20 protein-coding genes are annotated in these 21,790 nt (G+C 62.3%); 10 read left to right on the top strand and 10 right to left on the bottom strand.

The annotated features are described in order from the left end of the window. Nucleotides 1-24 precede the first annotated feature (24 nt). Nucleotides 25-843 carry a pyrroline-5-carboxylate reductase gene (gene proC, locus D109_RS0108500; RefSeq protein WP_017476522.1) on the bottom strand — a complete coding sequence of 273 codons (819 nt, stop codon included), beginning with the start codon at nt 841-843 and terminating at the stop codon, nt 25-27. A 33-nt stretch (nt 844-876) separates the two neighbouring features. Further along, complete coding sequence (locus D109_RS0108495; protein ID WP_017476521.1) at nt 877-1,563, bottom strand: YggS family pyridoxal phosphate-dependent enzyme; 687 nt, start codon at nt 1,561-1,563, stop codon at nt 877-879. A 57-nt stretch (nt 1,564-1,620) separates the two neighbouring features. Here D109_RS0108495 and D109_RS0108490 point away from each other — a divergent pair, with 57 nt between their 5' ends. Further along, complete coding sequence (locus tag D109_RS0108490; protein ID WP_017476520.1) at nt 1,621-2,655, top strand: type IV pilus twitching motility protein PilT; 1,035 nt, start codon at nt 1,621-1,623, stop codon at nt 2,653-2,655. Between the two features lie 141 nt (nt 2,656-2,796). Here D109_RS0108490 and D109_RS0108485 read toward each other — a convergent pair whose 3' ends face one another. Further along, nucleotides 2,797-3,432, bottom strand: a complete 636-nt coding sequence (locus tag D109_RS0108485; protein WP_032868331.1) for a C40 family peptidase — start codon at nt 3,430-3,432, stop codon at nt 2,797-2,799. A 249-nt stretch (nt 3,433-3,681) separates the two neighbouring features. On the opposite strand from D109_RS0108485, the gene D109_RS0108480 reads away from it, so the two are divergent. Next, entirely contained in the window at nt 3,682-4,110 is a 429-nt protein-coding gene (locus tag D109_RS0108480) for a TM2 domain-containing protein (protein WP_017476518.1), read from the top strand. Between the two features lie 137 nt (nt 4,111-4,247). Here the strand turns inward: D109_RS0108480 and D109_RS0108475 are convergent, their stop codons facing one another. From D109_RS0108475 to gshB, 7 genes are all read right to left on the bottom strand, one after another. Continuing rightward, complete coding sequence (locus D109_RS0108475) at nt 4,248-5,519, bottom strand: dihydroorotase (RefSeq protein WP_017476517.1); 1,272 nt, start codon at nt 5,517-5,519, stop codon at nt 4,248-4,250. Beyond that, nucleotides 5,516-6,520, bottom strand: coding sequence for an aspartate carbamoyltransferase catalytic subunit (locus D109_RS0108470; RefSeq protein ID WP_017476516.1), 1,005 nt, complete (start codon nt 6,518-6,520; stop codon nt 5,516-5,518). The genes D109_RS0108475 and D109_RS0108470 overlap by 4 nt, the downstream gene beginning before the upstream one ends. A 24-nt stretch (nt 6,521-6,544) precedes the next feature. Beyond that, complete coding sequence (gene pyrR, locus D109_RS0108465; RefSeq protein WP_017476515.1) at nt 6,545-7,051, bottom strand: bifunctional pyr operon transcriptional regulator/uracil phosphoribosyltransferase PyrR; 507 nt, start codon at nt 7,049-7,051, stop codon at nt 6,545-6,547. An 82-nt stretch (nt 7,052-7,133) separates the two neighbouring features. Further along, nucleotides 7,134-7,571: a Holliday junction resolvase RuvX gene (gene ruvX, locus D109_RS0108460; RefSeq protein WP_003213744.1), complete on the bottom strand. Its 438-nt coding sequence runs from the start codon at nt 7,569-7,571 to the stop codon at nt 7,134-7,136. Further along, a complete protein-coding gene (locus D109_RS0108455; protein ID WP_017476514.1) occupies nt 7,571-8,140 on the bottom strand; it encodes a YqgE/AlgH family protein in 570 nt (189 codons plus the stop codon). Before D109_RS0108455 ends, ruvX begins: the two co-directional genes overlap by 1 nt. 67 nt (nt 8,141-8,207) lie before the next feature. Beyond that, nucleotides 8,208-9,107 (bottom strand): energy transducer TonB, encoded by a 900-nt coding sequence (locus tag D109_RS0108450; protein ID WP_017476513.1) that lies wholly within the window; start codon nt 9,105-9,107, stop codon nt 8,208-8,210. A 77-nt stretch (nt 9,108-9,184) separates the two neighbouring features. Further along, a complete protein-coding gene (gene gshB / locus D109_RS0108445) occupies nt 9,185-10,138 on the bottom strand; it encodes a glutathione synthase (RefSeq protein ID WP_010167673.1) in 954 nt (317 codons plus the stop codon). A gap of 239 nt (nt 10,139-10,377) precedes the next feature. Here gshB and pilG point away from each other — a divergent pair, with 239 nt between their 5' ends. The 8 genes from pilG (at nt 10,378) to D109_RS0108405 (ending at nt 21,773) form a co-directional block, all read left to right on the top strand. Then, a complete protein-coding gene (pilG, locus tag D109_RS0108440) occupies nt 10,378-10,785 on the top strand; it encodes a twitching motility response regulator PilG (protein WP_003213736.1) in 408 nt (135 codons plus the stop codon). A 47-nt stretch (nt 10,786-10,832) separates the two neighbouring features. Then, nucleotides 10,833-11,198, top strand: coding sequence for a twitching motility response regulator PilH (pilH, locus tag D109_RS0108435; RefSeq protein ID WP_017476512.1), 366 nt, complete (start codon nt 10,833-10,835; stop codon nt 11,196-11,198). 12 nt (nt 11,199-11,210) lie between these two features. Further along, nucleotides 11,211-11,735 carry a chemotaxis protein CheW gene (locus tag D109_RS0108430; protein ID WP_017476511.1) on the top strand — a complete coding sequence of 175 codons (525 nt, stop codon included), beginning with the start codon at nt 11,211-11,213 and terminating at the stop codon, nt 11,733-11,735. Beyond that, nucleotides 11,732-13,783 carry a methyl-accepting chemotaxis protein gene (locus tag D109_RS0108425; protein WP_017476510.1) on the top strand — a complete coding sequence of 684 codons (2,052 nt, stop codon included), beginning with the start codon at nt 11,732-11,734 and terminating at the stop codon, nt 13,781-13,783. The genes D109_RS0108430 and D109_RS0108425 overlap by 4 nt, the downstream gene beginning before the upstream one ends. 198 nt (nt 13,784-13,981) lie before the next feature. Then, nucleotides 13,982-19,822 (top strand): Hpt domain-containing protein, encoded by a 5,841-nt coding sequence (locus D109_RS0108420; RefSeq protein WP_017476509.1) that lies wholly within the window; start codon nt 13,982-13,984, stop codon nt 19,820-19,822. Beyond that, nucleotides 19,815-20,270 (top strand): chemotaxis protein CheW, encoded by a 456-nt coding sequence (locus D109_RS0108415; protein ID WP_017476508.1) that lies wholly within the window; start codon nt 19,815-19,817, stop codon nt 20,268-20,270. Before D109_RS0108420 ends, D109_RS0108415 begins: the two co-directional genes overlap by 8 nt. 484 nt (nt 20,271-20,754) lie before the next feature. Then, entirely contained in the window at nt 20,755-21,081 is a 327-nt protein-coding gene (locus D109_RS0108410) for a DUF6124 family protein (protein WP_017476507.1), read from the top strand. Nucleotides 21,082-21,143: 62 nt separating this feature from the next. Then, on the top strand, nt 21,144-21,773 hold the full coding sequence (locus D109_RS0108405; RefSeq protein ID WP_017476506.1) for a nucleotidyltransferase domain-containing protein: 630 nt from the start codon (nt 21,144-21,146) through the stop codon (nt 21,771-21,773). The last annotated feature ends 17 nt before the right edge of the window (nt 21,774-21,790 follow it).

Here is a 21,790-nt window from a genome sequence, read left to right as displayed (position 1 = left end):
GTTTAATTCCTATGTGGGGGACGACTATTTGCCCAGCTGCTCGGCCAATTCGGCCGAACGATGTGCTGCGGCACCCAGTGCTTTTTCCACCAGGGCTTCAAAGCCCCCGGCCTGGAACGATTCGATTGCCGCTTGGGTAGTACCGCCCGGCGAGGTCACGCGACGGCGCAGTTCGGCGGCGTCGACATCACTGGTCACGGCCATCTGCGCGGCGCCCAGTGCGGTTTGCTCGGCCAATTGCTCGGCGACTTCCTGTGGCAGGCCGAGTTTCACGCCGGCGGCGGTCATGGCCTCGATCAGCAGGAAGAAGTAGGCCGGGCCGCTGCCGGACACGGCGGTGACAGCGTCCAGTTGCTGCTCTTGCTCCAGCCACAGGGCGATACCCACGGCGGAAAGCAGCTCTTGTGCCTGATCACGCTGTTGGGCAGTGACTTCGGACGTGGCGTACAAGCCGCTCACGCCCTTGCGCAGCAGCGCCGGGGTGTTGGGCATGCATCGCACAATCGGCTGGGCGCCGAGCCAGCGAGTCATGCTGGCGCAGGTGATGCCGGCGGCGATGGACACCACCAGTTGATGGGGCTTGAGGCTTGGGCGCAGGCTTTCGCACACGGCTTTCATGGCTTGTGGCTTAACCGCCAGCACCACCACGTCAACGCCTTCAATGGCTTCTGCGTTGTCGGCGAAGGTGTCGATGCCGTGCTCGGCGCTGACGCGGGCGCGGGTGTCTGCTCCCGGGTCGCTGGCGCGAATCTGCTGTGCTTCCAGGCCCTTGGCCCGCAGGCCGCCGATCAGGCTGGCCGCCATGTTGCCGGCGCCGATAAAGGCAATACGCGTGTTGCTCATGACAGGTCCTTATTCAGATGGAAGTCAGCCATTTCACGGCTGGCCGTAGTCGCGGGCACCAAACAGCGCGGTACCGATCCGCACCCAGGTGGCCCCTTGGGCAATGGCCGACTCAAGGTCGTGGCTCATGCCCATGGAAAGTGTATCGAGCCCCAGGTTCAGGCTCGCCTGCAGGTCGCGTACGGTGGCGAAGGCTGCGTCCTGCTCTGCACGGTCGTCTGTTGGCTCGGGGATCGCCATCAAGCCACGCAGCTTCAGGCGCGGCAGGGCGCTGATGGCTTCGGCCAGGGCAGGCAGGTCGGCGGGTGTACAGCCGGACTTGCTGGCTTCGCCACTGACGTTGACCTGGATGCAGATATTCAGCGGCGGCAGGTCAGCCGGGCGTTGCTCGGACAGGCGTTGTGCGATTTTCAGGCGGTCCACGGAATGCACCCAAGCGAAGTTCTCGGCGATCGCACGAGTCTTGTTCGATTGAATGGGGCCGATGAAGTGCCAACTCAAGGGCAGGTCGGTTAATTCGACCTGTTTGCCCAGGGCTTCCTGCAGATAGTTCTCGCCAAAATCACGCATTCCGGCGGCATGGGCTTCGCGCACGGCTTGTGCGGGTTTGGTCTTGCTCACGGCCAGCAGGTGCACGCTGTCTGCGTCGCGCTGCGAGGCTTGGGCCGCAGCTCGGATCCGCTGGGAAACCAGGCTGATGTTGTCTGCTATGGTCGACATTCAAGTTGCGCCCGTGGATATGGAGTCCGCGGCATTCTACTGGAAATGGAAAGCCCTATGGATATCACTGAACTGCTGGCTGCCGGCGTACTCCGGCGGGCCTCGGACCTGCATTTGTCGGCCGGGTTGGCGCCGATGTTGCGAGTTGATGGCGAAGTCTGGCCCCTCGATCGGCCGGTGCTTGAGCCTACGCAAGTGGCGGAGTTACTCCACCCTTTGCTGAACAATCATCAGCAAAAGGATTTCGAAACATCTCTTGAAACGGATTTTGCCTTCGAGTTGCCCGAGGTGGCGCGGTTTCGGGTGAACGTGTTCCAGCAGCACCGGGGCATGGGCGCCGTGTTTCGTACCATTCCCTCAACGGTGCAAAGTTTGGAAAGCCTCGGGTTGGGCGAGGTGTTCCGGCGCATCGCGGACCTGTCCCGAGGGCTGGTGCTGGTCACCGGGCCGACCGGTTCCGGCAAGTCCACGACCCTGGCGGCGATGATCGATTACCTCAACACCCATCGTCGCCAGCACATCCTCACCCTTGAAGACCCGATCGAGTTTATCCATCAACCGAAAAACGCCCTGATCAACCAGCGGCAGGTGCATCGCGACACCCACAGTTTCTCGACCGCCCTGCGTTCGGCATTGCGGGAGGACCCGGATGTGATTCTGGTGGGCGAGCTGCGGGACCTGGAAACCATTCGGCTCGCGCTGACGGCGGCGGAAACCGGGCACCTGGTGTTTGGCACGTTGCACACCACGTCGGCGGCTAAAAGCGTGGATCGGGTGGTGGATGTGTTTCCGGCAGGGGAAAAGGCCATGGTCCGCTCGATGCTCTCGGAGTCATTGCAGGCGGTGGTGTCTCAGGTGCTGGTGAAGAAAGTCGGCGGCGGGCGGGTTGCGGCTCACGAAATCATGCTCGGCACGCCAGCAATTCGTAACCTGATCCGCGAGGACAAGGTGGCGCAGATGTATTCGGCGATCCAGACGGGTGGGGCGCTGGGGATGACGACGCTGGACATGAGTTTGAAGGCGTTGGTCAGCCAGGGGCTGATCAGCCGGGAACATGCCCGGGAGAAGGCGAGGGTGCCTGGGGATATTTGAGGTCGCGTGGGCGCTGAAAAACTAATGTGGGAGCGGGCTTGCTCGCGAATGCGGTGTATCAGTCAAGCATGTATCGACTGACACTCCGCATTCGCGAGCAAGCCCGCTCCCACACAAGCCCGCTCCCAAGTCGGCCGGGTATCAGCGCTGCACAATCCGCAGATTGTTCTGCTCTTTAGGCAGGACACGCTTGGCAATCACGTAGTTCTTGTCCCAGAACGGCTTCTTCAGCGTATCGATGCTCACGGACTTGCCACGGCGCGGTGCGTGGATAAAACGGTCGTTGCCCAGGTAAATGGCAACGTGGTTCACCTGGCGGCTCTTCAGTTTGAAGAACAGCAGGTCACCCGGTTTCAAGTCCTTGCGCTCAACCTTCAGCCCGTGGCCGGCGGCCATGGCGTTGGAAGTGCGTGGCAAATCCACGGCTTTTACGTCGTTAAACGCATATTTCACCAAACCGCTGCAGTCGAACCCTTTACTTGGGCTGCTGCCGCCCCAACGATAAGGGGTACCGAGCACGTTGACGGCACGGCTGAGGACGTTGCTGCTTTGCTTGGTGTTGACGGCCATCAGCCCTGGCGCTGTTTTACCGTGGGCCTTGCTCAGTTGAGTCGGGCGTTTCACGGTCAGCTTCACCGATTTGGCGGAGCTGGTGGTAGCGTGAACTTTAGGGGTGAAACCGTTAACGTTGGGAAGTCGTTGCTCACGATTGGTGGCGTGGGCGGCCAGTGGCATTAATAGGCAAATGGTTAGCCATGTCTTGAAAAATGGTCGCATTAGGCGTGGCTCTTTTAGGTTTGCGCGCAACTTTATAACAGCTTTTTGTGTCGTTCTAAGGCCGTTTGTCGACTGAACCCTGGGGTCAAATTCAGGAAAAACGCGACGAATTGTCGTTATTGTCCTACTCAGGTCAGGTGGCATAAGGCTTTGCGGGAAGGAAGATACCATTTGCCGTGCGTCGGGCGCCCGTAAAAAAGTCACAAAGAAAATGAAAAAATTTATCTATCGAGGCAAAAGAGGTACTCCATGAACACCTATCGACAGGATGTTTCGCAACAAGACACCCACAGCAAGGTGATCGGTTACCTGCTCTGGATTTTCGGTTTTACCGGTGCTCACCGCTTTTATTACGGCAAGCCAGTGACCGGGACGATCTGGTTTTTCACCTTCGGTTTGTTCGGGATCGGCTGGCTGATCGACTTGTTCCTAATTCCGGCAATGGACCGGGAAGCGGACCTGCGATTTACGGCCGGGCCGATTGAATACAACGTGGCCTGGATCCTGTTGGCGTTCCTGGGTGTGTTCGGGTTGCACCGCATGTATCAGGGCAAATGGATCAGCGGGATTGTTTACTTGCTGACTGGGGGCTTGTTCCTGATTGGCGTGTTGTATGACTTCTGGACACTGAATACGCAGGTTTCGATCCGCAATGCCGAGCGGCTTGGCGGCCGGTAGGCCTTGTGGAACGGATCGTTCCCACGCTCTGCGTGGGAATGCCGCCTTGGACGCTCTGCGTCCGCTCCTGAAAATCGTGACGCGGAGCGTCACAGGATGCGTTCCCACGCGGAGCGTGGGAACGATCATCATCGGGTTTAGGCCTGGTAGCTGATCCGCCCATCCACCAAGGTGTACCGCACAGTCGCCGGCAGGCTATGGCCGATGAACGGGCAGTTCTCGCCCTTGGACAGCCAGTGTTCCCCGGCAATCGTGGAGCTGGCCGGATCAAACAGCACCAGGTCCGCCGCCGAACCCACTGCCAACTTGCCCGCCGGCAGGCGCAGGGCCTCGGCAGGGCCCGCACTGAGACGCGCCAGCAGCGTCGGCAGGTCCAGCAAGCCATCCTCCACCAACGTCATCGCCAGCGGCAGCAGCAGCTCGACACTGCTGATGCCCGGCTCTGTCGCGCCGAACGGCGCCAGCTTGGCGTCCCGCTCGTGGGGTTGGTGATGGCTGGAAATCGCCGAAACCACCCCGGACTTCACCGCCGCCCGCAAACCGTCACGGTCAGCGCGAGTACGCAGGGGTGGCTGCACGTGATACAGGCTGGAGAAGTCGATCAGCGCCTCGTCCGTCAAAATCAGCTGATACAACGCCACATCCGCCGTCACCGGCAAACCGCGAGCCTGGGCCTGAGCGATCAGGGCCACGCCCCGAGCGCTGGTCAATTGGCTGAAGTGCGCGCGCACGCCGCTTTGCTCCACCAGCAGCAGGTCCCGGGCCAGGGCCACGGTCTCGGCGGTTTCCGGGATGCCCGGCAGGCCGAGGAAGCTGGCGGTGGCGCCTTCGTGGGCCAGGCCGCCTTCGGCCAGGTCGCGGTCCTGGGAGTGGAAAATCACCGTCAGGTCGAAGGTCGCTGCATATTCCAGCGCGCGGCACAGGGTGCGGGTGCTGCGAAAGCTCTCCAGACCGTTGCCAAAGGCCACGCAGCCGGCGTCGCGCAAGGCGATCAGCTCAGCCAGCTGTTCGCCGTCCAGGCCTTTGCTCAGGGCGCCGATGGGGAACACTTTGCAGTTGCCGGCTTCACGGGCGCGGTCGAGGATCAGCTCGGTCACGGCCGAGGTGTCCAGCACCGGCTTGGTGTGGGGTGGGCAGCACAGGCTGGTGACGCCACCGGCCGCGGCGGCGCGGGTTTCGCTGGTGATGTTGCCCTTGCGGCTGTAACCCGGCTCGCGCAGGGCGACGTTCAGGTCTACCAGGCCGGGCGCGGCGATCAGGCCTTTGGCTTCAATGGTTTCGCTGGCGCTGAAGCCTGCGGGTGCGGCGCCGATGGCAATGATCTTGCCGGCTTCCAGGTGCAGATCGGTGACTTGATCCAGGCCGCTGGCCGGATCGATGACTCGGGCGCCGAGAATGCTGAGCTTCACTGGGCGTTCTCCTGCTCGAATTGACGTTGTGCGGTTTGCCCGCTCATGGCCATGGACAACACGGCCATGCGGACGGCGATGCCGTAGGTCACCTGGTTGAGAATCACCGACTGCGGGCCGTCGGCCACCGCCGACTCAATCTCCACGCCACGGTTGATCGGCCCCGGGTGCATCACGATGGCGTCCGGCTTGGCGCCGGCCAGGCGCGCGGTGGTCAGGCCGAACAGGCGATAGAACTCGCCCTCGCTCGGCAACAGGCCGCCCGCCATGCGCTCGCGCTGCAGGCGCAGCATGATCACCACGTCCACATCCTTCAGGCCTTCGGTCATGTCGGTGTAGACCTTCACGCCGTACTGCTCGATGCCGACCGGCAGCAGGGTTTTGGGCGCGATCACGCGGATGTCCGGGCAACCCAGGGCTTTGAGGGCCAGCATGTTCGAGCGCGCAACCCGCGAGTGCAGGATGTCGCCGACGATGGCCACCGAGAGGTTTTCAAAGCTGCCCTTGTGCCGACGGATCGTCAGCATGTCGAGCATGCCCTGGGTCGGGTGGGCGTGACGGCCGTCGCCGCCGTTGATGATCGCCACATTCGGGCACACGTGCTCGGCAATGAAGTGTGCGGCACCGGAGTCGCCGTGGCGCACCACGAACATGTCGGCGGCCATGGCTTCCAGGTTGCGCAGGGTGTCGAGCAGGGTTTCGCCCTTGCTCGCCGACGAGGTGGACACGTTCAGGGTGATCACGTCGGCCGACAGGCGCTGGGCCGCCAGCTCAAAGGTGGTGCGGGTGCGGGTCGAGTTCTCGAAGAACACGTTGCAGATAGTCTTGCCGCGCAGCAGCGGGACTTTTTTCACCGCCCGGCCGCCGACTTCGAGGAACGAGTCGGCCGTGTCGAGGATTTCGGTGAGCAGTTCGCGGGGCAAGCCGTCGAGGGACAGGAAGTGTTGCAGCTGGCCCTGAGCATTGAGCTGCAGCGGGCGCTTGGCATCTAGAGGCGTCATCGCGGGGACTCTTTACAAGGCGGTTTAAAGGGCAAGGTCTTGCAGTTCGAGTTCGAGCGGCGTGGGACCGGACAATTTTACCCGCTGGTGGGCTTCCAGGGACAGGGTGGCGCCAACCACGTCCGGGCTGATCGGCAATTCGCCGGCGTCCAGGTCCAGCAGGCAGACCAGCGTCACGCTGGCCGGGCGGCCGTAGTCGAACAGTTCGTTCAGGGCGGCGCGGATGGTGCGACCGCTCATCAGGACGTCATCGATCAGCACCAGGTGCTGGCCTTCGATCTCGAACGGCAGGGCCGAAGGGCGCACTTGCGGGTGCAAGCCGTTCTGGCTGAAGTCGTCACGGTAGAAAGACACGTCCAGAGTGCCCAGGGGCGAGTGGCTGCCCAGTTCTTCCAAGAGCGCCTGGGCCACCCACACGCCACCGGTACGAATGCCGATAAAACGCGGCTCGCTGATGGCACGGTGTTCCAGGTGCGCCTTGAGGCGGATCGCCATCTGGCTGATCAGGTCGGCGGGATTGGGCAGGCTCATGGTGGCTCCTTCAAGGCCTTGCGCGGCGGGGTGCCGGCAAGGTCCGGGCTCAAACGTAAGAAGACGCGGCAAGCCGCGTCAGTCAGGATTCAAATAAAGCAGTGTTTTCATCCAGCCAGCCCTGCAACAGCAGGGCCGCAGCGATGGCATCCACCGGGTTGTCGCGGTAACTGCCTTTCTGCCCGCCACGGTCGCGGCGCTCGCCCTTGGCTTCAAAGGTGGTCAGGCGTTCGTCGTGGGTATAGAAGGGCAGGTTGTAGCGGCCATTCAGGCGTCGGGCGAATTTTTCGGCTCGCAGGCACATCTCGCTCGGGGTGCCGTCCATGTTCAAGGGCAGGCCGACCACGACGGCATCGGGCTTCCACTCCTTGATCAGGGCTTCGACCTGGTTCCAGTCCGGCACGCCGTTCTGGGCTTTCAAGGTGCACAGCTCGCGGGCCTGGCCGGTGATCACCTGGCCGACCGCTACGCCGATCTGTTTGGTGCCGTAGTCAAAACCGAGGATCAGACGCAAGGCCATCAGGCGTGCCCCGCCTGGCTGGTCAGCAGGCTGAGGTTGATCCGCAGCTTGGCGGCCGCCGCTTCCAGGCGCAATTCGCTGGGGGTGTTGAACAGGATGTCGGCGTCAAACGGGCAGGTCAGCCAGGCATTGCTCGCCAGCTCGGCCTCCAGTTGCCCGGCTTCCCAGCCGGCGTAGCCCAGGGTGATCACGCTTTGATCAGGCCCGATGCCATCGGCGATGGCGAACAACACATCCTGGGAAGTGGAAAGCGACAGCCCTTCAAGGTCCACGGTCGCCTGGAATTTCGGCCCGGTGGGGTGCAGCACAAAACCCCGGTCAGTCTGCACTGGCCCGCCGATGTAGATCTGTACGTGCTGGCAGTTGGCTGGCGGGTCGATGTCCGGGCGCAGTTGCTCGAGGATATCGGCCAGGTTCAGGTCTTGCGGGCGGTTGACCACCAACCCCATCGCACCATTGGCGGTGTGCTCGACGATGTAGGTCAAGGTCTGCGCAAAGTTCGGGTCGGCCATATGGGGCATGGCGATCAGGAATTGGTGCTTGAGGTAGGTCGGGCTGACATTTTTCATGTCCGCTAGTGTGGCGTTGGAGGGGCGAACTGACAAGCTGAGGATGCGCAGGAAATCACCGTCAGCGTCAATTGCTCGACAGCCGATCACCTTTGGCAAAGCGCCAGGTGCGAATGATTTCCAGACGGTCGATGTCGTTCAAGTCCCCGGTAAACGGCGCAAAAGGCGCCGCCAGGCGCACGATGCGTTGCGCTGCCTGGTCCAGCAGCGGTTGGCCGGAGGACTCCAGCACCTGCACTTCGTACAAGGTGCCGTCGCGGTTGATCGACACCAGCAGTCGCAAATTGCCGTAGATCTGCTGGCGGCGGGCTTCGTCCGGGTAGTTCAGGTTGCCGATGCGCTCGACCTTCTTGCGCCACTCGTCCTTATACCAGGCGCCTTTGTCGCGCATGGTGGAGGCAGCATTCAGGCGGTAGATCCGCGGGCGCTTGGCGTACAGCTGTTGTTCGTGGGCCAGTTCGGCTTCCAGGCTGGAGATTTCACTGGAGAGTTGCGAGCTGTCAAACGTCGGGGCCGGCGGGGCGGGCGTGGGTTCGGTCTTGGCCTTTTCGCGCTGGGTCGGGGCTTTTTGCGGTTTGGGTGCGACGGTAGTGACAGCGGCCTTGGGTGCAGCCTGTTTCACCTCCGGCTTGGGCGCTGGCGGTGGCGTGACCTTATTGACCTTGTTGTCCTGGAACGGCGCCACTTCGGTGGTCTTGGGCACGGCCTTCTTGTCGAGGGTGCCGCTGCCTTGCTGGTTGTCCTGGGCGAGAAAATCAGCCTTCTCCGGCTTCTTTTCACTTTTGAAGGTGGCGAGGGTGATTTCCAGAGTCTTGGTGATCTGCTTGGGTTCGGCAAAGGTGAAGCCCAGGCCGAGGATCAACGCCAGGTGAATCAACGCCGCGAGAAACAGGGTAAATCCGAGCCGATCAGCCGGGCGCACGCCGCTGTGGGAGAGTTCGGGGGGCAGATCGGGCGGGAGCGTCATGACAAGAAAACCAACATCGCGCGTTTCACAGGTGGCGCATGATAACGCAATGTTGGTTTGTGTCCGGCTGTTCTATGTCACTTGGCTTGTAGCTTGGAGGCAATGGCCGCCATCAGCATTTCGCCGATGTTCGTGCCAAATGCATTGTCGATCTCGCGAATACAGGTCGGACTGGTGACGTTGATTTCGGTGAGGTTCTCGCCAATTACGTCCAGTCCTACAAACAGTAGGCCCTTTTCGCGCAGGGTTGGGCCGACTTGGGCGGCAATCCAGCGATCCTTGTCCGTCAGCGGGCGGGCTTCCCCCCGGCCGCCGGCTGCCAGGTTGCCACGGGTCTCGCCGGCCGCCGGAATGCGCGCCAGGCAATAAGGCACCGGCTCGCCATCGATCATCAGGATGCGCTTGTCGCCGTCCTTGATTGCCGGAATGTAGGCCTGGCCCATGATCTGCTGGGTGCCCAGCGCGGTCAGGGTTTCCAGGATCACCGACAGGTTCGGGTCGCCCGCTCGATGGCGGAAGATCGAGGTGCCGCCCATGCCATCCAGCGGCTTGAGGATCACATCACCGTGCTTGGCAGCGAATTCACGCAGCACATCGGCACGACGGCTGACCACGGTGGGCGGCGTGCACTGTGGGAACAAGGTGGCGAACAGCTTTTCATTGCAGTCGCGCAGGCTCTGGGGCTTGTTGACGATCAGCACGCCTGCGCGCTCGGCCTGCTCCAGCAGGTAGGTGGAGTAGACGAACTCCATGTCGAACGGCGGATCCTTGCGCATCAGGATCACGTCGAGGTCGCTCAGGGGACTGTCGATTTCGTCTTGCAGTTCGAACCATTTCTCAGGGTTGGCAAACACCTGCAGGGGGCGCATCCGCGCCCGCGCTTCACCGTCGCCCTGGTAAAGGTCCGGCTGCTCCATATAGAACAGGCTCCAGCCGCGGGCCTGGGCGGCCAGCAGCATGGCCAGCGAGCTATCCTTTTTATAGGAGATGCTGGCGATAGGGTCCATGACAATGCCGACGCGAACGCTCATGGGGGATTTCCTCTAGCAAATAAGGGCGCATAAAAGTGGCGTCAGAGTGGCGCTGCGGCTGTTGTGGGTCAAGGAAAAACCACCACGCGGGTCGGCCGATAGATTGCGTTCTGAGACTGTGCTAAAAAGGCTGCCATGGCACATCAGCCCTTGAATTCCGAGGCTTTTGGCGCTCGACCTGTGCAACATCAGGCAGTACACACCGAAAACCTATTCGCTGTGGCGATGGTAGAGCAGATATGGAACAGCATTCCAACGCCTTGAAAGTGATGGTGATCGACGATTCGAAAACGATTCGCCGCACGGCCGAAACACTGTTGAAGAACGTAGGGTGCGACGTCATCACGGCCATCGACGGTTTCGATGCCTTGGCCAAGATTGTTGACCATCACCCGCACATTATCTTTGTCGACATCATGATGCCGCGCCTGGATGGCTATCAGACCTGCGCGCTGGTGAAGAACAACCCGGCGTTCAAGTCGATCCCGGTGATCATGTTGTCCTCCAAGGATGGTCTGTTCGACAAGGCCAAGGGGCGCATCGTCGGTTCTGATCAGTTTTTGACCAAGCCTTTCAGCAAGGAAGAACTGCTGAGCGCGATCAAGGCCTATGTACCGGGCTTCGCCGCAGTAGAACAAGCACACTGACGAGGGCCCCACGAGGGCTTGCGTCTACTAAAGAAGTGGGGATAACCATGGCACGTGTTCTGATCGTCGACGACTCGCCGACTGAAATGTACAAACTGACTGAAATGCTCGAAAAGCATGGTCACGAAGTCCTCAAGGCCCAGAACGGCGGCGACGGCGTCGCGCTGGCCCGCCAGGAAAAGCCTGACGCGGTATTGATGGACATCGTCATGCCGGGCCTCAATGGCTTCCAGGCCACCCGGCAGTTGACCAAAGACCCTGAAACCGGGCACATCCCGGTGATCATCATCACCACCAAGGATCAGGAAACCGACAAGATCTGGGGCGAGCGCCAGGGCGCCAAGGATTACCTGACCAAGCCCGTGGACGAAGAAACCCTGATCGCCACCCTGAACAAGGTGCTGGCCGGCTGACGGCACGTTCCCATGACCGAGTCGCAAACCGCCTTCGAGCTGCTGCTGGACATCGACCGCCGCTGCCGCTTGCTGGCCGCCGACCTGCCGTCCCAGGAAACCCGGCTGCACAGCTGGAGCGGGATCGGGTTCCGCCTGGGTGAGCACTGGTACGTGGCGCCCATGGGTGAGGTCGCGGAAGTGCTGCACGAGCCGCGCTGCACCTTGATGCCCGGGGTCAAGCCGTGGGTCAAGGGCGTGGCCAACCTGCGCGGGCGCTTGCTGCCGGTGATGGACCTGGGCGGGTTCCTCGGCCTTGAGCTGTCGGTGGCGCGTAAACAACGGCGGGTGCTGGTGGTGGAATATCAGGACGTGTTTGTCGGCCTGTTGGTGGACGAGGTGGTGGGCATGCAGCATTTCGCACAAGACGCATTGTCGACGAGCAGCGCAGGCGGCGCGCCGTTTATCCAGGGCCAGTTCGACGGCGACCAGCTGTGGCAGGTCTTCAGCCCCTTCGCCCTGGCCCAGGCTCCAGGCTTCATGGATGTTGCCGCATGAGTACCGTTACCCCCGCCAAACCCCAGGAAGCGTCCCGCAGCCGCTCGCAGATCATCGTGCTGTTTATCGCGCTGATCGTATTCATCATGCTGCTGTTCGCCAACTTCGCGTACCTCAATACCCAGTCCACCTACGACAAACAGTACATCGGCCACGCCGGGGAGCTGCGGGTGCTATCCCAGCGCATCGCCAAGAACGCCACCGAGGCCGCCGCCGGCAAGGCCGCTGCGTTCAAGCTGCTGGGGGAGGCGCGCAATGATTTTGCCCAGCGCTGGGGTTACCTGAAAAAAGGCGACCCGGCCACCGGTCTGCCCGCCGCACCCACCGCCGTGCGTGCAGAAATGCGTGCCGTGCAGACCGACTGGGAAGCGCTGCTGAAAAACGCCGATGCGATTCTGGCCAGCGAGCAAACGGTGCTGTCACTGCATCAAGTGGCTGCGACCCTGGCGGAAACCGTTCCGCAATTGCAGATGGAGTCGGAAAAGGTCGTCGATATCCTCCTGCAGCGCGGTGCTCCGGCCAGCCAGGTGGCGTTGGCCCAGCGCCAATCGTTGCTGGCCGAACGCATCCTCGGTGCGGTGAACACCGTGCTGGCGGGCGACGAAACCGCCGTGCAGGCCGCCGATGCCTTTGGCCGCGATGCCAACCGTTTCGGCGTGGTGCTCAACGGCATGCTCAACGGCAATCCCGGGCTGCGTATTACCCAGGTTGAAGACCACGACGCCCGCGCCCGGTTGGCGGAGATTTCCGAGCTGTTCGAATTCGTCTCCGGCTCCGTGGATGAAATCCTCGAGACTTCGCCGCAGCTGTTCCAGGTGCGCGCCTCGGCGAGCAATATTTTCAACCTGTCGCAAACCCTGCTGGACGAAGCCTCGCACCTGGCCACCGGTTTTGAAAACCTGGCGGACGGGCGCACCTTCGACACCATCGGCGGCTACGTGCTGGGCTTGCTTGCGCTGGCCTCGATCATCCTGATCGGCCTGGTGATGGTCCGCGAAACCAACCGCCAGTTGCGGGAAACCGCCGAGAAGAACGAGCGCAACCAGAACGCGATCATGCGCCTGCTGGATGAGATTGAAGACCTGGCCGACGGCGACCTGACCGTCACCGCCTCGGTCACCGAAGACTTCACCGGCACCATCGCCGACTCCATCAACTATTCCGTGGACCAGCTGCGCGACCTGGTGGCGACCATCAACCTCACCGCCGGCCAGGTGGCCGGCGCGGTGCAGGACACCCAGGCCACCGCCATGCACCTGGCCCAAGCGTCGGAGCATCAGGCGCAGCAGATTGCCGAAGCGTCCACGGCGATCAACCAGATGGCCCAGTCCATCGACCAGGTATCGGCCAACGCCGCCGAATCGTCGGCCGTGGCCGAGCGTTCGGTGGAGATTGCCAACAAGGGCAATGAGGTGGTGCACAACACCATCCACGGCATGGACAACATCCGCGAACAGATCCAGGACACCGCCAAGCGCATCAAGCGCCTGGGGGAATCGTCCCAGGAGATTGGCGACATCGTCAGCCTGATCGATGACATCGCCGAGCAGACCAACATCCTTGCCCTCAACGCCGCGATCCAGGCGAGCATGGCCGGTGACGCCGGCCGTGGTTTTGCGGTGGTGGCCGATGAGGTACAGCGCCTGGCCGAGCGTTCTTCGGCGGCGACGCGGCAGATCGAAACCCTGGTGCGGGCGATCCAGACGGACACCAACGAAGCCGTGATTTCCATGGAGCAGACCACCACTGAAGTGGTGCGCGGTGCGCGGCTGGCCCAGGACGCCGGGGTGGCGCTGGAAGAGATCGAAGGCGTGTCGAAAACCCTGGCGGCGTTGATCCAGAGTATCTCCAACGCCGCGCAGCAGCAGACGTCGTCGGCAGGGCAGATTTCCCTGACGATGAACGTGATTCAACAGATCACCACTCAGACTTCGTCGGGCTCTACGGCCACTGCCGAGAGCATCGGCAACCTGGCAAAAATGGCCAGTCAGTTGCGGCGGTCGGTGTCGGGATTCACCTTGCCGGCGGCACGGCAGGTGGATGAGTGAAATGCGCCCTCAAGAACCCCACCGAACCAATGTGGGAGCGGGCTTGCTCGCGAAAGCAGCGTGTCAGTCGATTCATCTTTAGCTGACCCACCGCATTCGCGAGCAAGCCCGCTCCCACAGTTGATCTCCTTTGTTTTGAGATCGGTGTACGCATGACTCAGCAGTACCAGCAACTCATGAATTCAGACGGGAGCGGTTATGGTTGATCGGCACGACTACGTGGCCCTCGAATGGGTCAAGGGCGAAATTGCCGAAACCCTGAAACAGGCCCGTTCGGCGCTGGACGCCTATGTTGAAGAAGGCAGCAGCGAGGCCATCGGCCAATGCCTGGAATGCATCCATCAGGTCCATGGCAGTTTGCTGATGGTCGAGTTTTACGGCGCAGCCTTGTTCGCCGAAGAAATGGAGCAACTGGCCCTCGCCCTGCAAGGCGCGCGCGTCAGCCAGCGCGACGAAGGCATTCGCCTGCTGCAACAGGGCCTCGGCCAACTGCCGCTGTACCTCGACCGCGTGCACAGCGCCCGGCGCGACCTGCCCCTGGTGGTGCTGCCGCTGCTCAACGACCTGCGCAGCGTGCGCGGTGAAAGCCTGCTCTCGGAAACCAGCCTGTTCAGCCCGCAACTGCTGGTGATCCCGCCACTGCCCGAGGACGCATTGGCCCAGCGCTCGCCGGAGGATTTTCCCGAGCTGCTGCGTCAGTGGCGGCAAATGCTGCAACAGGCGCTGGTCGGCTTGCTGCGCGAAGACCACGGCCCCAGCAACCTGGAAGACATGGCGCGGGTGTTCGCCCGCCTCGAAGCCCTGTGCCATGGTGCGCCGCTGTTACCGTTGTGGCAGGTGACCTCGGCGCTGGTGGAAGGCATGCTCATTGGCGTGGTCGCCAACAGCCCGGCGTTGCGCAGTTTGCTCAAGGCCTGCGACAAGCAACTCAAGCGCCTGCTGACCCAGGGCATCAACGGAATCAACACCCCGGCCCCGGATGAGTTGCTCAAGAGCCTGTTGTTCTACGTCGCCAAAGTCACCCGACCGACTCCACGGATGCAAAGTTTGAAAGAACGTTATGGCCTCGATGAAGCCCTGCCCGACAGCGCCGTGGTAGACGCCGAACGTGCCCGCCTGGCCGGCCCGGACCGCGACGCGATGGGCTCGGTGCTCGGCGCGTTGTGCGAGGAGTTGGTACGGGTCAAGGAGCGCCTGGACCTGTTCGTCCGCAGCGACCGTCAGCACGCCTCGGACCTTGAGGCCTTGCTGGCGCCCTTGCGCCAGATCGCCGATACCCTGGCGGTATTGGGTTTCGGCCAGCCGCGCAAAGTGATCATCGACCAATTGGCGGTGGTGCTCGGCCTGGCCCAGGGTCAGCGCGAGCCCAACGACGCGGTGTTGATGGACGTCGCCGGCGCCTTGCTCTACGTCGAAGCGACGTTGGCGGGGATGGTCGGCACGGTCGAGCCGGAGCGCCGGGAAGAAAGCCGCCTGCCCACCACCGACCTGACGCAGATCCACCACCTGGTGATCCGCGAATCCTGCCAGTGCCTGACCCAGGCCAAAGAGCTGGTGATCGACTGCATCGAGGCCCATTGGGACCGCCAGCGCCTGGAGTCGCTGCCCGAGCTGCTGACCCAGGTGCGCGGTGCCCTGGCGATGATTCCGCTGCCCCGTGCGGCGAGCCTGATGCGTGGCTGCAACGATTACGTCAACGAGCAATTGATGGTCAGTGAGGCCGCGCCTTCCGAGGCGCAGCTTGAGCATTTTGCCGATGTGCTCACCAGCCTCGAGTACTACCTGGAGCGCATGCTGCAGGACCACGACGCCCCAGGCGAACGGGTGCTGGAAGTGGCCGCCGAAGGCCTGGCAGCGCTGGGCTATTTGCCGGCCGAGAAGCCGTGGCGCCAGGCGCTGCTCGCCCAGGATGATACGCCGACGGAACAAACCCCGTTCCTCGCGGATGCGCTGGCCAGCCCCACCTCACGCCTTAACCCGCCAGCCCTCCAACGCCCTGGCAGCCTGCTGCCACCGCCTGCCGGCGAAGAGCCCATCGACGACGAACTGCGGGAAGTCTTCCTCGAAGAAACCGCCGAAGTCCTCGACGTGCTGCACCGCTACGTACCCGCCGGCACCGCGAGCCTGGCAGACAAGGCCACCCTGAGCGAAATGCGCCGCGCCTTCCACACCTTGAAAGGCAGTGGTCGCATGGTCCGCGCCCTGGTGTTGGCGGAGCTGGCCTGGGCCGTGGAAAACCTGCTCAACCGCGTGCTGGAACGCAGCGTTGCGCCGGGCCCTGATGTGCAAGCGGTGCTGGATGATGTGCTGGAATTGCTGCCGGAGCTGATCACCGATTTCGCCGACGATGCCCAGCGCCAGCGCGATGACGTAGACGAACTGGCGGCGCGGGCGCATGCCTTGGCCAGCGGGGTCGAGCCTTCGGCCACCGACCCGGCCACCCTGGACCCGCAGTTGCTGGAAATCTTCCGCAACGAAGCCCAGAGCCACCTCGACAGCCTCAACCATTTCCTGCAACAGGCCACCGAGCACCTGCCGCTGCAAGTCAGTGATGAATTGCAACGGGCGCTGCATACCCTCAAGGGCAGCGCCTATATGGCCGGCGTGTTGCCCATCGCCGAACTGGCGCGCCCGCTGGATCACCTGACCCGCGAATACAAGGCCCATCGCCTGCCGCTGGACCTGGATGAAATCGAATTGCTGCTGGAAGCCGAGGCGCTGTTCCAGCGTGGTGTGCGCCAGCTGGACAGTGATCCCCACGCGCCTATCACCGGCGCAGCAGCCTTGATCGAACGCACGCAAAACCTGCTGAACAGCCAGCTTGAAGCCCTGCTGAATGCACCCAGCACAGGGCTGCGCATCAAGCGCGACCCGCAGTTGATCACCAACTTCCTGGCCCAGGGCATGGACATCCTGCTGGACGCCGAAAGCCTGTTGCGTCGCTGGCAGCAGCATCCCGGCGAGCGCCAGGAACTGAGTGCGCTATTGGATGAACTGACCACCCTCGGCGAAGGTGCGCACCTGGCCGACCTGCACCCGATGGATGAATTGTGCGAAGCCTTGCTCGACCTCTACGGCGCGGTGGAAGAAAGCAGCCTGGCGGTCAGCGAACGCTTCTTCCACGAGGCGGAACAGGCCCACGAAGCCCTGATCAACATGCTTGACCAGCTCGCCGCCGGCCAGGAAATCAGCGCAGCTGCGGCACGAGTTCGCGCCCTGCGCGAGTTGTTGGATGAAGGCCTCGACCCGTCCGCCACTGGGCTGATCAAAACCGATGGCAGCCGCGCGCTGAGCATCTCTGAACTGGGTGCCGCCACGGCGCAGCTGGACCAAGGCTTTGCGGTAGACGATGAGATCGTCGAGATATTCCTTGAAGAGGCGGTGGACATCCTCGACAGCGCCGGCCAGTCCCTGAAGCGCTGGCTGCTGGACCCGGATAACGCAGCACCGCTGTCGTCGCTGCAACGGGATTTGCACACCCTCAAGGGTGGCGCGCGCATGGCTGAAATCGGCGCGGTGGGCGACTTGGCCCTTGAGTTGGAAAACCTTTACGAAGGTTTGGTGGACCGTCGCTACAGCTATTCCAGCGAGTTGGCGAACGTGTTGATGGCCAGTCATGAGCGACTGGCACTGCTGCTTGAGCAGTTGCAACATCAGCAACCGTTGAGCGACTCCTCCGACCTGATCAGCCATTTGCGTGAGTTGCGCCACGGCATCGGACAAGCGGCGCCCGCCGCAGCCGCCGAAGTCGAGACGGCGGGCAGTGATCCCGAGCTGCTGGATATCTTTCTCGAAGAAGCCGCTGACATCCTCGACAGTTCTGGCGCCGCGCTGTTGCGCTGGCAGGCCGAGCCGAAAAATCGCCAGGAAGTCGAGACACTGCTGCGTGACCTGCACACCCTCAAGGGTGGCGCGCGTATGGTCGAAATCGGCCCGATTGGCGACCTGGCCCATGAGCTGGAGTTTCTCTACGAAGGCTTGTCGGCCGGTTTGCTGGCGCCCTCGGCGGAACTCTTCGCGTTGCTGCAAGGCTGCCACGACCGCCTGGCGCAGATGATCGATGCAGTGGCGGCGGGTATGCCGGTGGGCTCGGTGGATCTGCTGATCGAGCGGATCAAAAGCCTGGTGCATCCGGCTGAAGTGACCGCCGCACCAGTCGCCTTGGCGGCGACCAAAACCGACGCGGTGCCGGCCAGCGATCCGGCCGCCGACATGGTGAAGATCTCTGCCGACTTGCTCGATGACCTCGTCAACCTGGCTGGTGAGACTTCTATCTTCCGTGGGCGTATCGAGCAGCAGGTCAACGATGCGCGCATTGCCCTCAACGAAGTGGAAACCACCATCGAGCGTATGCGCGACCAACTGCGTCGGCTCGATACCGAGACCCAGGGCCGTATCCTCAGCCGACAGCAGGCGGAGGCGGAACGCCTGGGCTACGAAGAATTCGACCCGCTGGAAATGGACCGCCATTCCCAACTGCAACAACTGTCCCGGGCCCTGTTCGAGTCCGCCTCCGACCTGCTCGACCTCAAGGAAACCCTCGAGCGTCGCAACCAGGACGCCCACAACCTTTTGCAGCAACAGGCGCGTATCAACACCGAGCTGCAAGAAGGCCTGATGCGCACGCGCATGGTGCCCTTCGAACGCATGCTGCCACGGCTCAAGCGCATCGTGCGGCAAGTGGCGGGCGAGCTGGGCAAGGATGTGGAATTCATCGTCGGCAACGCCGAAGGCGAGATGGACCGCAACGTGCTGGAGCGCATGGTCGCGCCGCTGGAGCATATGCTGCGCAACGCCGTCGACCACGGCCTGGAATCCCGCGATGCGCGATTGCTGGCGGGCAAGCCCGAGAAAGGCCGGATCACCCTGGACCTGACCCACGAAGGCGGCGACATCGTTTTCGACATGCGCGACGACGGCGCCGGCGTGCCGCTTGAAGCCGTGCGGCGCAAGGCGATCAAGCGTGGCTTGCTCGACCCCAACCTGGAAATCAGCGACCGCGACGTGTTGCAGTTCATCCTGCAACCGGGGTTTTCCACTGCCGAAAAAATCACCCAGATTTCCGGGCGTGGCGTGGGCATGGACGTGGTGCATGAGGAAGTGCGCCAGCTGGGTGGTTCGATGGTCATCGATTCGACGCCGGGGGAGGGTGTGCACTTTCGCATTCGCCTGCCGTTCACCGTGTCGGTCAACCAGGCGTTGATGGTGCAGTGCGCGGACGATCAATACGCGATCCCGCTGAACACCATCGAAGGCCTGGTGCGGGTCATGCCCCATGAGCTGGAAGGGCACTATCAGCTGAATCCGCCGCGTTACGAGTACGCCGGCCAGCGCTACGAACTGTTCTACCTTGGCGACCTGCTGCACACCGTCGGCCGCCCGAACCTGCTGGGCCAGTACCAGCCGCTGCCGGTGCTGCTGGTGCAGTGCAACGAACGGCGCGTGGCGGTGCAGGTGGACGCCATGGCCGGGACCCGGGAGATCGTGGTCAAGGGCCTGGGCCCGCAATTTGCCGGGGTGAAGGGCCTGTCGGGTGCAACCATCCTCGGCGATGGTCGCGTGGTACTGATCATCGACCTGCTGGCGCATATCCGCGCGCGGCCACCGGCGTTGCCGGCCCAGGCAGCCGATGCACCGTTGATCCTCAACGACCCCCTGAAAAAGCGCCCGTTGCTGGTGCTGGTGGTGGACGACTCGGTCACCGTACGCAAAGTCACCAGCCGCCTGCTGGAGCGCAACGGCATGAACGTCCTCACCGCCAAGGACGGCATCGACGCCATGGCCGTGCTGGAAGAACACACGCCGGACCTGATGCTGCTCGACATTGAAATGCCGCGCATGGACGGCTTCGAAGTGGCGATCCAGGTGCGCGACGACCCACGGTTGATGCGCATGCCCATCATCATGATCACCTCCCGCACCGGGCAAAAACACCGTGATCGTGCGATGGCGATTGGCGTCAACGACTACCTCGGCAAGCCTTATCAAGAGTCGGTGCTGCTGGAAAGCATCGCTTATTGGAGCAAGTCCCGTGCTTGATCACCGCGCTACCCAACTCACCGGCTTGCTGCTGCCATTGGCGGATCGCTACCTGTTGCTGCCCAACGTCGCCGTGGCCGAGTTGATCGACTTCCAGCGCGGCGAACCGGCCAGCGATGCGCCGCCGTGGTACCTGCGGCAAGTCACCTGGCGGGATCGGCAGTTGCCGTTGATCAGCTTTGAGGCCGCGTGTGGCGAGTCGGGCGTGGTGGGGGAGCGGGCACGGATTGTGGTGTTGAACACCTTGGGCGGACGGCCGACGTTGAAGTTTATTGCGTTGGTGATCCAGGGGATTCCGCGCTCGTACAAGCTTGATAGCCAGTTGAGCTATGTGGATGTGCCGTTGTGCCCGCTGGAACTGGCGGCGGTGCAGGTGGGAGAGCATGTGGCGAAGGTGCCGGACTTGATGGGATTGGAGGCGTTGCTGGTGGAGGCGGGTTTGGCCTGAGCTACACATGTTGATGATCGTTCCCACGCTCCGCGTGGGAATGCAGCCTCGGACGCTCTGCGTCCAACTGGCGATGCAAGGCTCAAGTCTCGCGCTGTGGTGACGCGGAGCGTCACGGGATGCATTCCCACGCAGAGCGTGGGAACGATCGCATCGGCGTGCGCTTTACAGTCGGATTTTTCCTGCAACCTCTCGCGCTGTGCATGAACTTGTTGTGCCCTGCGATCGCGCCTAGTCTTCGTCCGTCATCGCAAAAAACGGTGACACGGACGTGCAAGTCCGACGAAACTGTTTAGGCGTACAAACGCCCAGCCATCCAACGGGCGTTTTTTGTGCTCGCTGCTTTATGGCGGCTGCGCGCAGGAGGTCTTCGGACCTGCTGGGTGTCCTAAACAGGCCCGGTCTTGCACACCTGCGCACGGTCGCCACCCTCATTCGCGTGCAAGCGAACGGTGGCGCTCCTCATCTGTTTAGGAGTTTCATCATGTTCAAACCTACCCCCAATCCGCCCCACAGCGCTGAAATCGAACACCGCAAACTCCAGGCCGCCGCCGAGCGTGCCATGGATCATTACTTTCCGACTTCCGCTTCATCGTCACTCTTTACCGTCACGCCCTCTCAATCCACCGAAGCCCTGCTGGCCAACGCTTCTGAAACCTTTGCCTCACTCAACGCCCTGACTTCCAACCTAGCCTTTGAATTGGAAGGTTCCCAGCGCGGTGTGGTGCTGGCCATTCAGCAGATGAGTGAGCTGGGGCAGTTACTGGTTGATCAGGCACTGGAGCAGGTTGCTCCTTCTAGCGCAGCCTAAAAACTTGATCGTTCCCAAAAAGGGACCTATCGTTCCCTTTTTGGGACTCTTCGGTCGCTGCCATGCAAACCTTGCCCCTTATCACTGCGCTATTCACCGTGACTCAGCAGAAAGTCTTGGGTTTGCTCTTTGGCAAGCCCGACCAAAGCTTCTTCACCAATGAAATCGCCCGCTGGGCAAAGGTGGGCAAGGGCAGCCTGACCCGCGAGCTGGAGCGTTTGCAGTTGGCAGGCATCCTGACGTTGACGCGCCAGGGCAACCAAACCCACTACCAGGCCAATCCGCAGTGCCCCATCTACTCGGAGCTGTTGGCCATCGTGCGCAAGACCCTGAGCCTGGATGAGCCATTGCGCAACGCACTGGCTCCATTTGCCGCGCAACTGAAGTGGGCATTTATCTACGGTTCCATCGCCAAGGGTGAGGCGCACTCATCCAGTGACATAGATCTGATGCTGATCGGCGAAAGCCTCAACTACAGTGAAGTCATGGAGCAGCTCATGCCGCTGGAAGAGCAACTGGGCCGCACCATCAACCCGACGCTCTATACCCCCGAAGACTGGATCGGCAAATGGAATGCCGGTCATAGTTTTGTGCAGAGGGTGGCGGAGCAGGACAAGATCAACCTGATTGGGGAAAACCCCGTGGAGTCCAAGGATGGACAGCAAGGCAAACCTGGAGAACCTGCAACGTAGTGGTGGCTTGAAGGTGG

The sequence above is a fragment of the Pseudomonas sp. PAMC 26793 genome (assembly GCF_000313235.1).
GTDB classification, from domain to species: domain Bacteria; phylum Pseudomonadota; class Gammaproteobacteria; order Pseudomonadales; family Pseudomonadaceae; genus Aquipseudomonas; species Aquipseudomonas yamanorum.
Note: the sequence above shows the minus strand (reverse complement) of the source record. Positions and strands in the feature narration are given on the sequence as shown.

Coding starts and splice junctions, on each gene's coding strand:
- proC (WP_017476522.1), bottom strand. CDS start 843: ATGAGCAACACGCGTATTGCCTTTATCGGCGCCGGCAACATGGCGGCC.
- pyrR (WP_017476515.1), bottom strand. CDS start 7,051: ATGAGCCTGCCCAATCCCGCCGACCTGATCAGCCAGATGGCGATCCGC.
- D109_RS0108485 (WP_032868331.1), bottom strand. CDS start 3,432: ATGCGACCATTTTTCAAGACATGGCTAACCATTTGCCTATTAATGCCA.
- ruvX (WP_003213744.1), bottom strand. CDS start 7,571: ATGGCCTTGCGTCTGATCCTCGGTTTTGACTACGGCACCAAACAGATC.
- D109_RS0108405 (WP_017476506.1), top strand. CDS start 21,144: ATGCAAACCTTGCCCCTTATCACTGCGCTATTCACCGTGACTCAGCAG.
- D109_RS0108455 (WP_017476514.1), bottom strand. CDS start 8,140: ATGAAAAATGTCAGCCCGACCTACCTCAAGCACCAATTCCTGATCGCC.
- D109_RS0108430 (WP_017476511.1), top strand. CDS start 11,211: ATGACCGAGTCGCAAACCGCCTTCGAGCTGCTGCTGGACATCGACCGC.
- D109_RS0108480 (WP_017476518.1), top strand. CDS start 3,682: ATGAACACCTATCGACAGGATGTTTCGCAACAAGACACCCACAGCAAG.
- D109_RS0108450 (WP_017476513.1), bottom strand. CDS start 9,107: ATGACGCTCCCGCCCGATCTGCCCCCCGAACTCTCCCACAGCGGCGTG.
- D109_RS0108495 (WP_017476521.1), bottom strand. CDS start 1,563: ATGTCGACCATAGCAGACAACATCAGCCTGGTTTCCCAGCGGATCCGA.
- D109_RS0108420 (WP_017476509.1), top strand. CDS start 13,982: ATGGTTGATCGGCACGACTACGTGGCCCTCGAATGGGTCAAGGGCGAA.
- gshB (WP_010167673.1), bottom strand. CDS start 10,138: ATGAGCGTTCGCGTCGGCATTGTCATGGACCCTATCGCCAGCATCTCC.
- D109_RS0108490 (WP_017476520.1), top strand. CDS start 1,621: ATGGATATCACTGAACTGCTGGCTGCCGGCGTACTCCGGCGGGCCTCG.
- pilG (WP_003213736.1), top strand. CDS start 10,378: ATGGAACAGCATTCCAACGCCTTGAAAGTGATGGTGATCGACGATTCG.
- D109_RS0108425 (WP_017476510.1), top strand. CDS start 11,732: ATGAGTACCGTTACCCCCGCCAAACCCCAGGAAGCGTCCCGCAGCCGC.
- D109_RS0108470 (WP_017476516.1), bottom strand. CDS start 6,520: ATGACGCCTCTAGATGCCAAGCGCCCGCTGCAGCTCAATGCTCAGGGC.
- D109_RS0108410 (WP_017476507.1), top strand. CDS start 20,755: ATGTTCAAACCTACCCCCAATCCGCCCCACAGCGCTGAAATCGAACAC.
- pilH (WP_017476512.1), top strand. CDS start 10,833: ATGGCACGTGTTCTGATCGTCGACGACTCGCCGACTGAAATGTACAAA.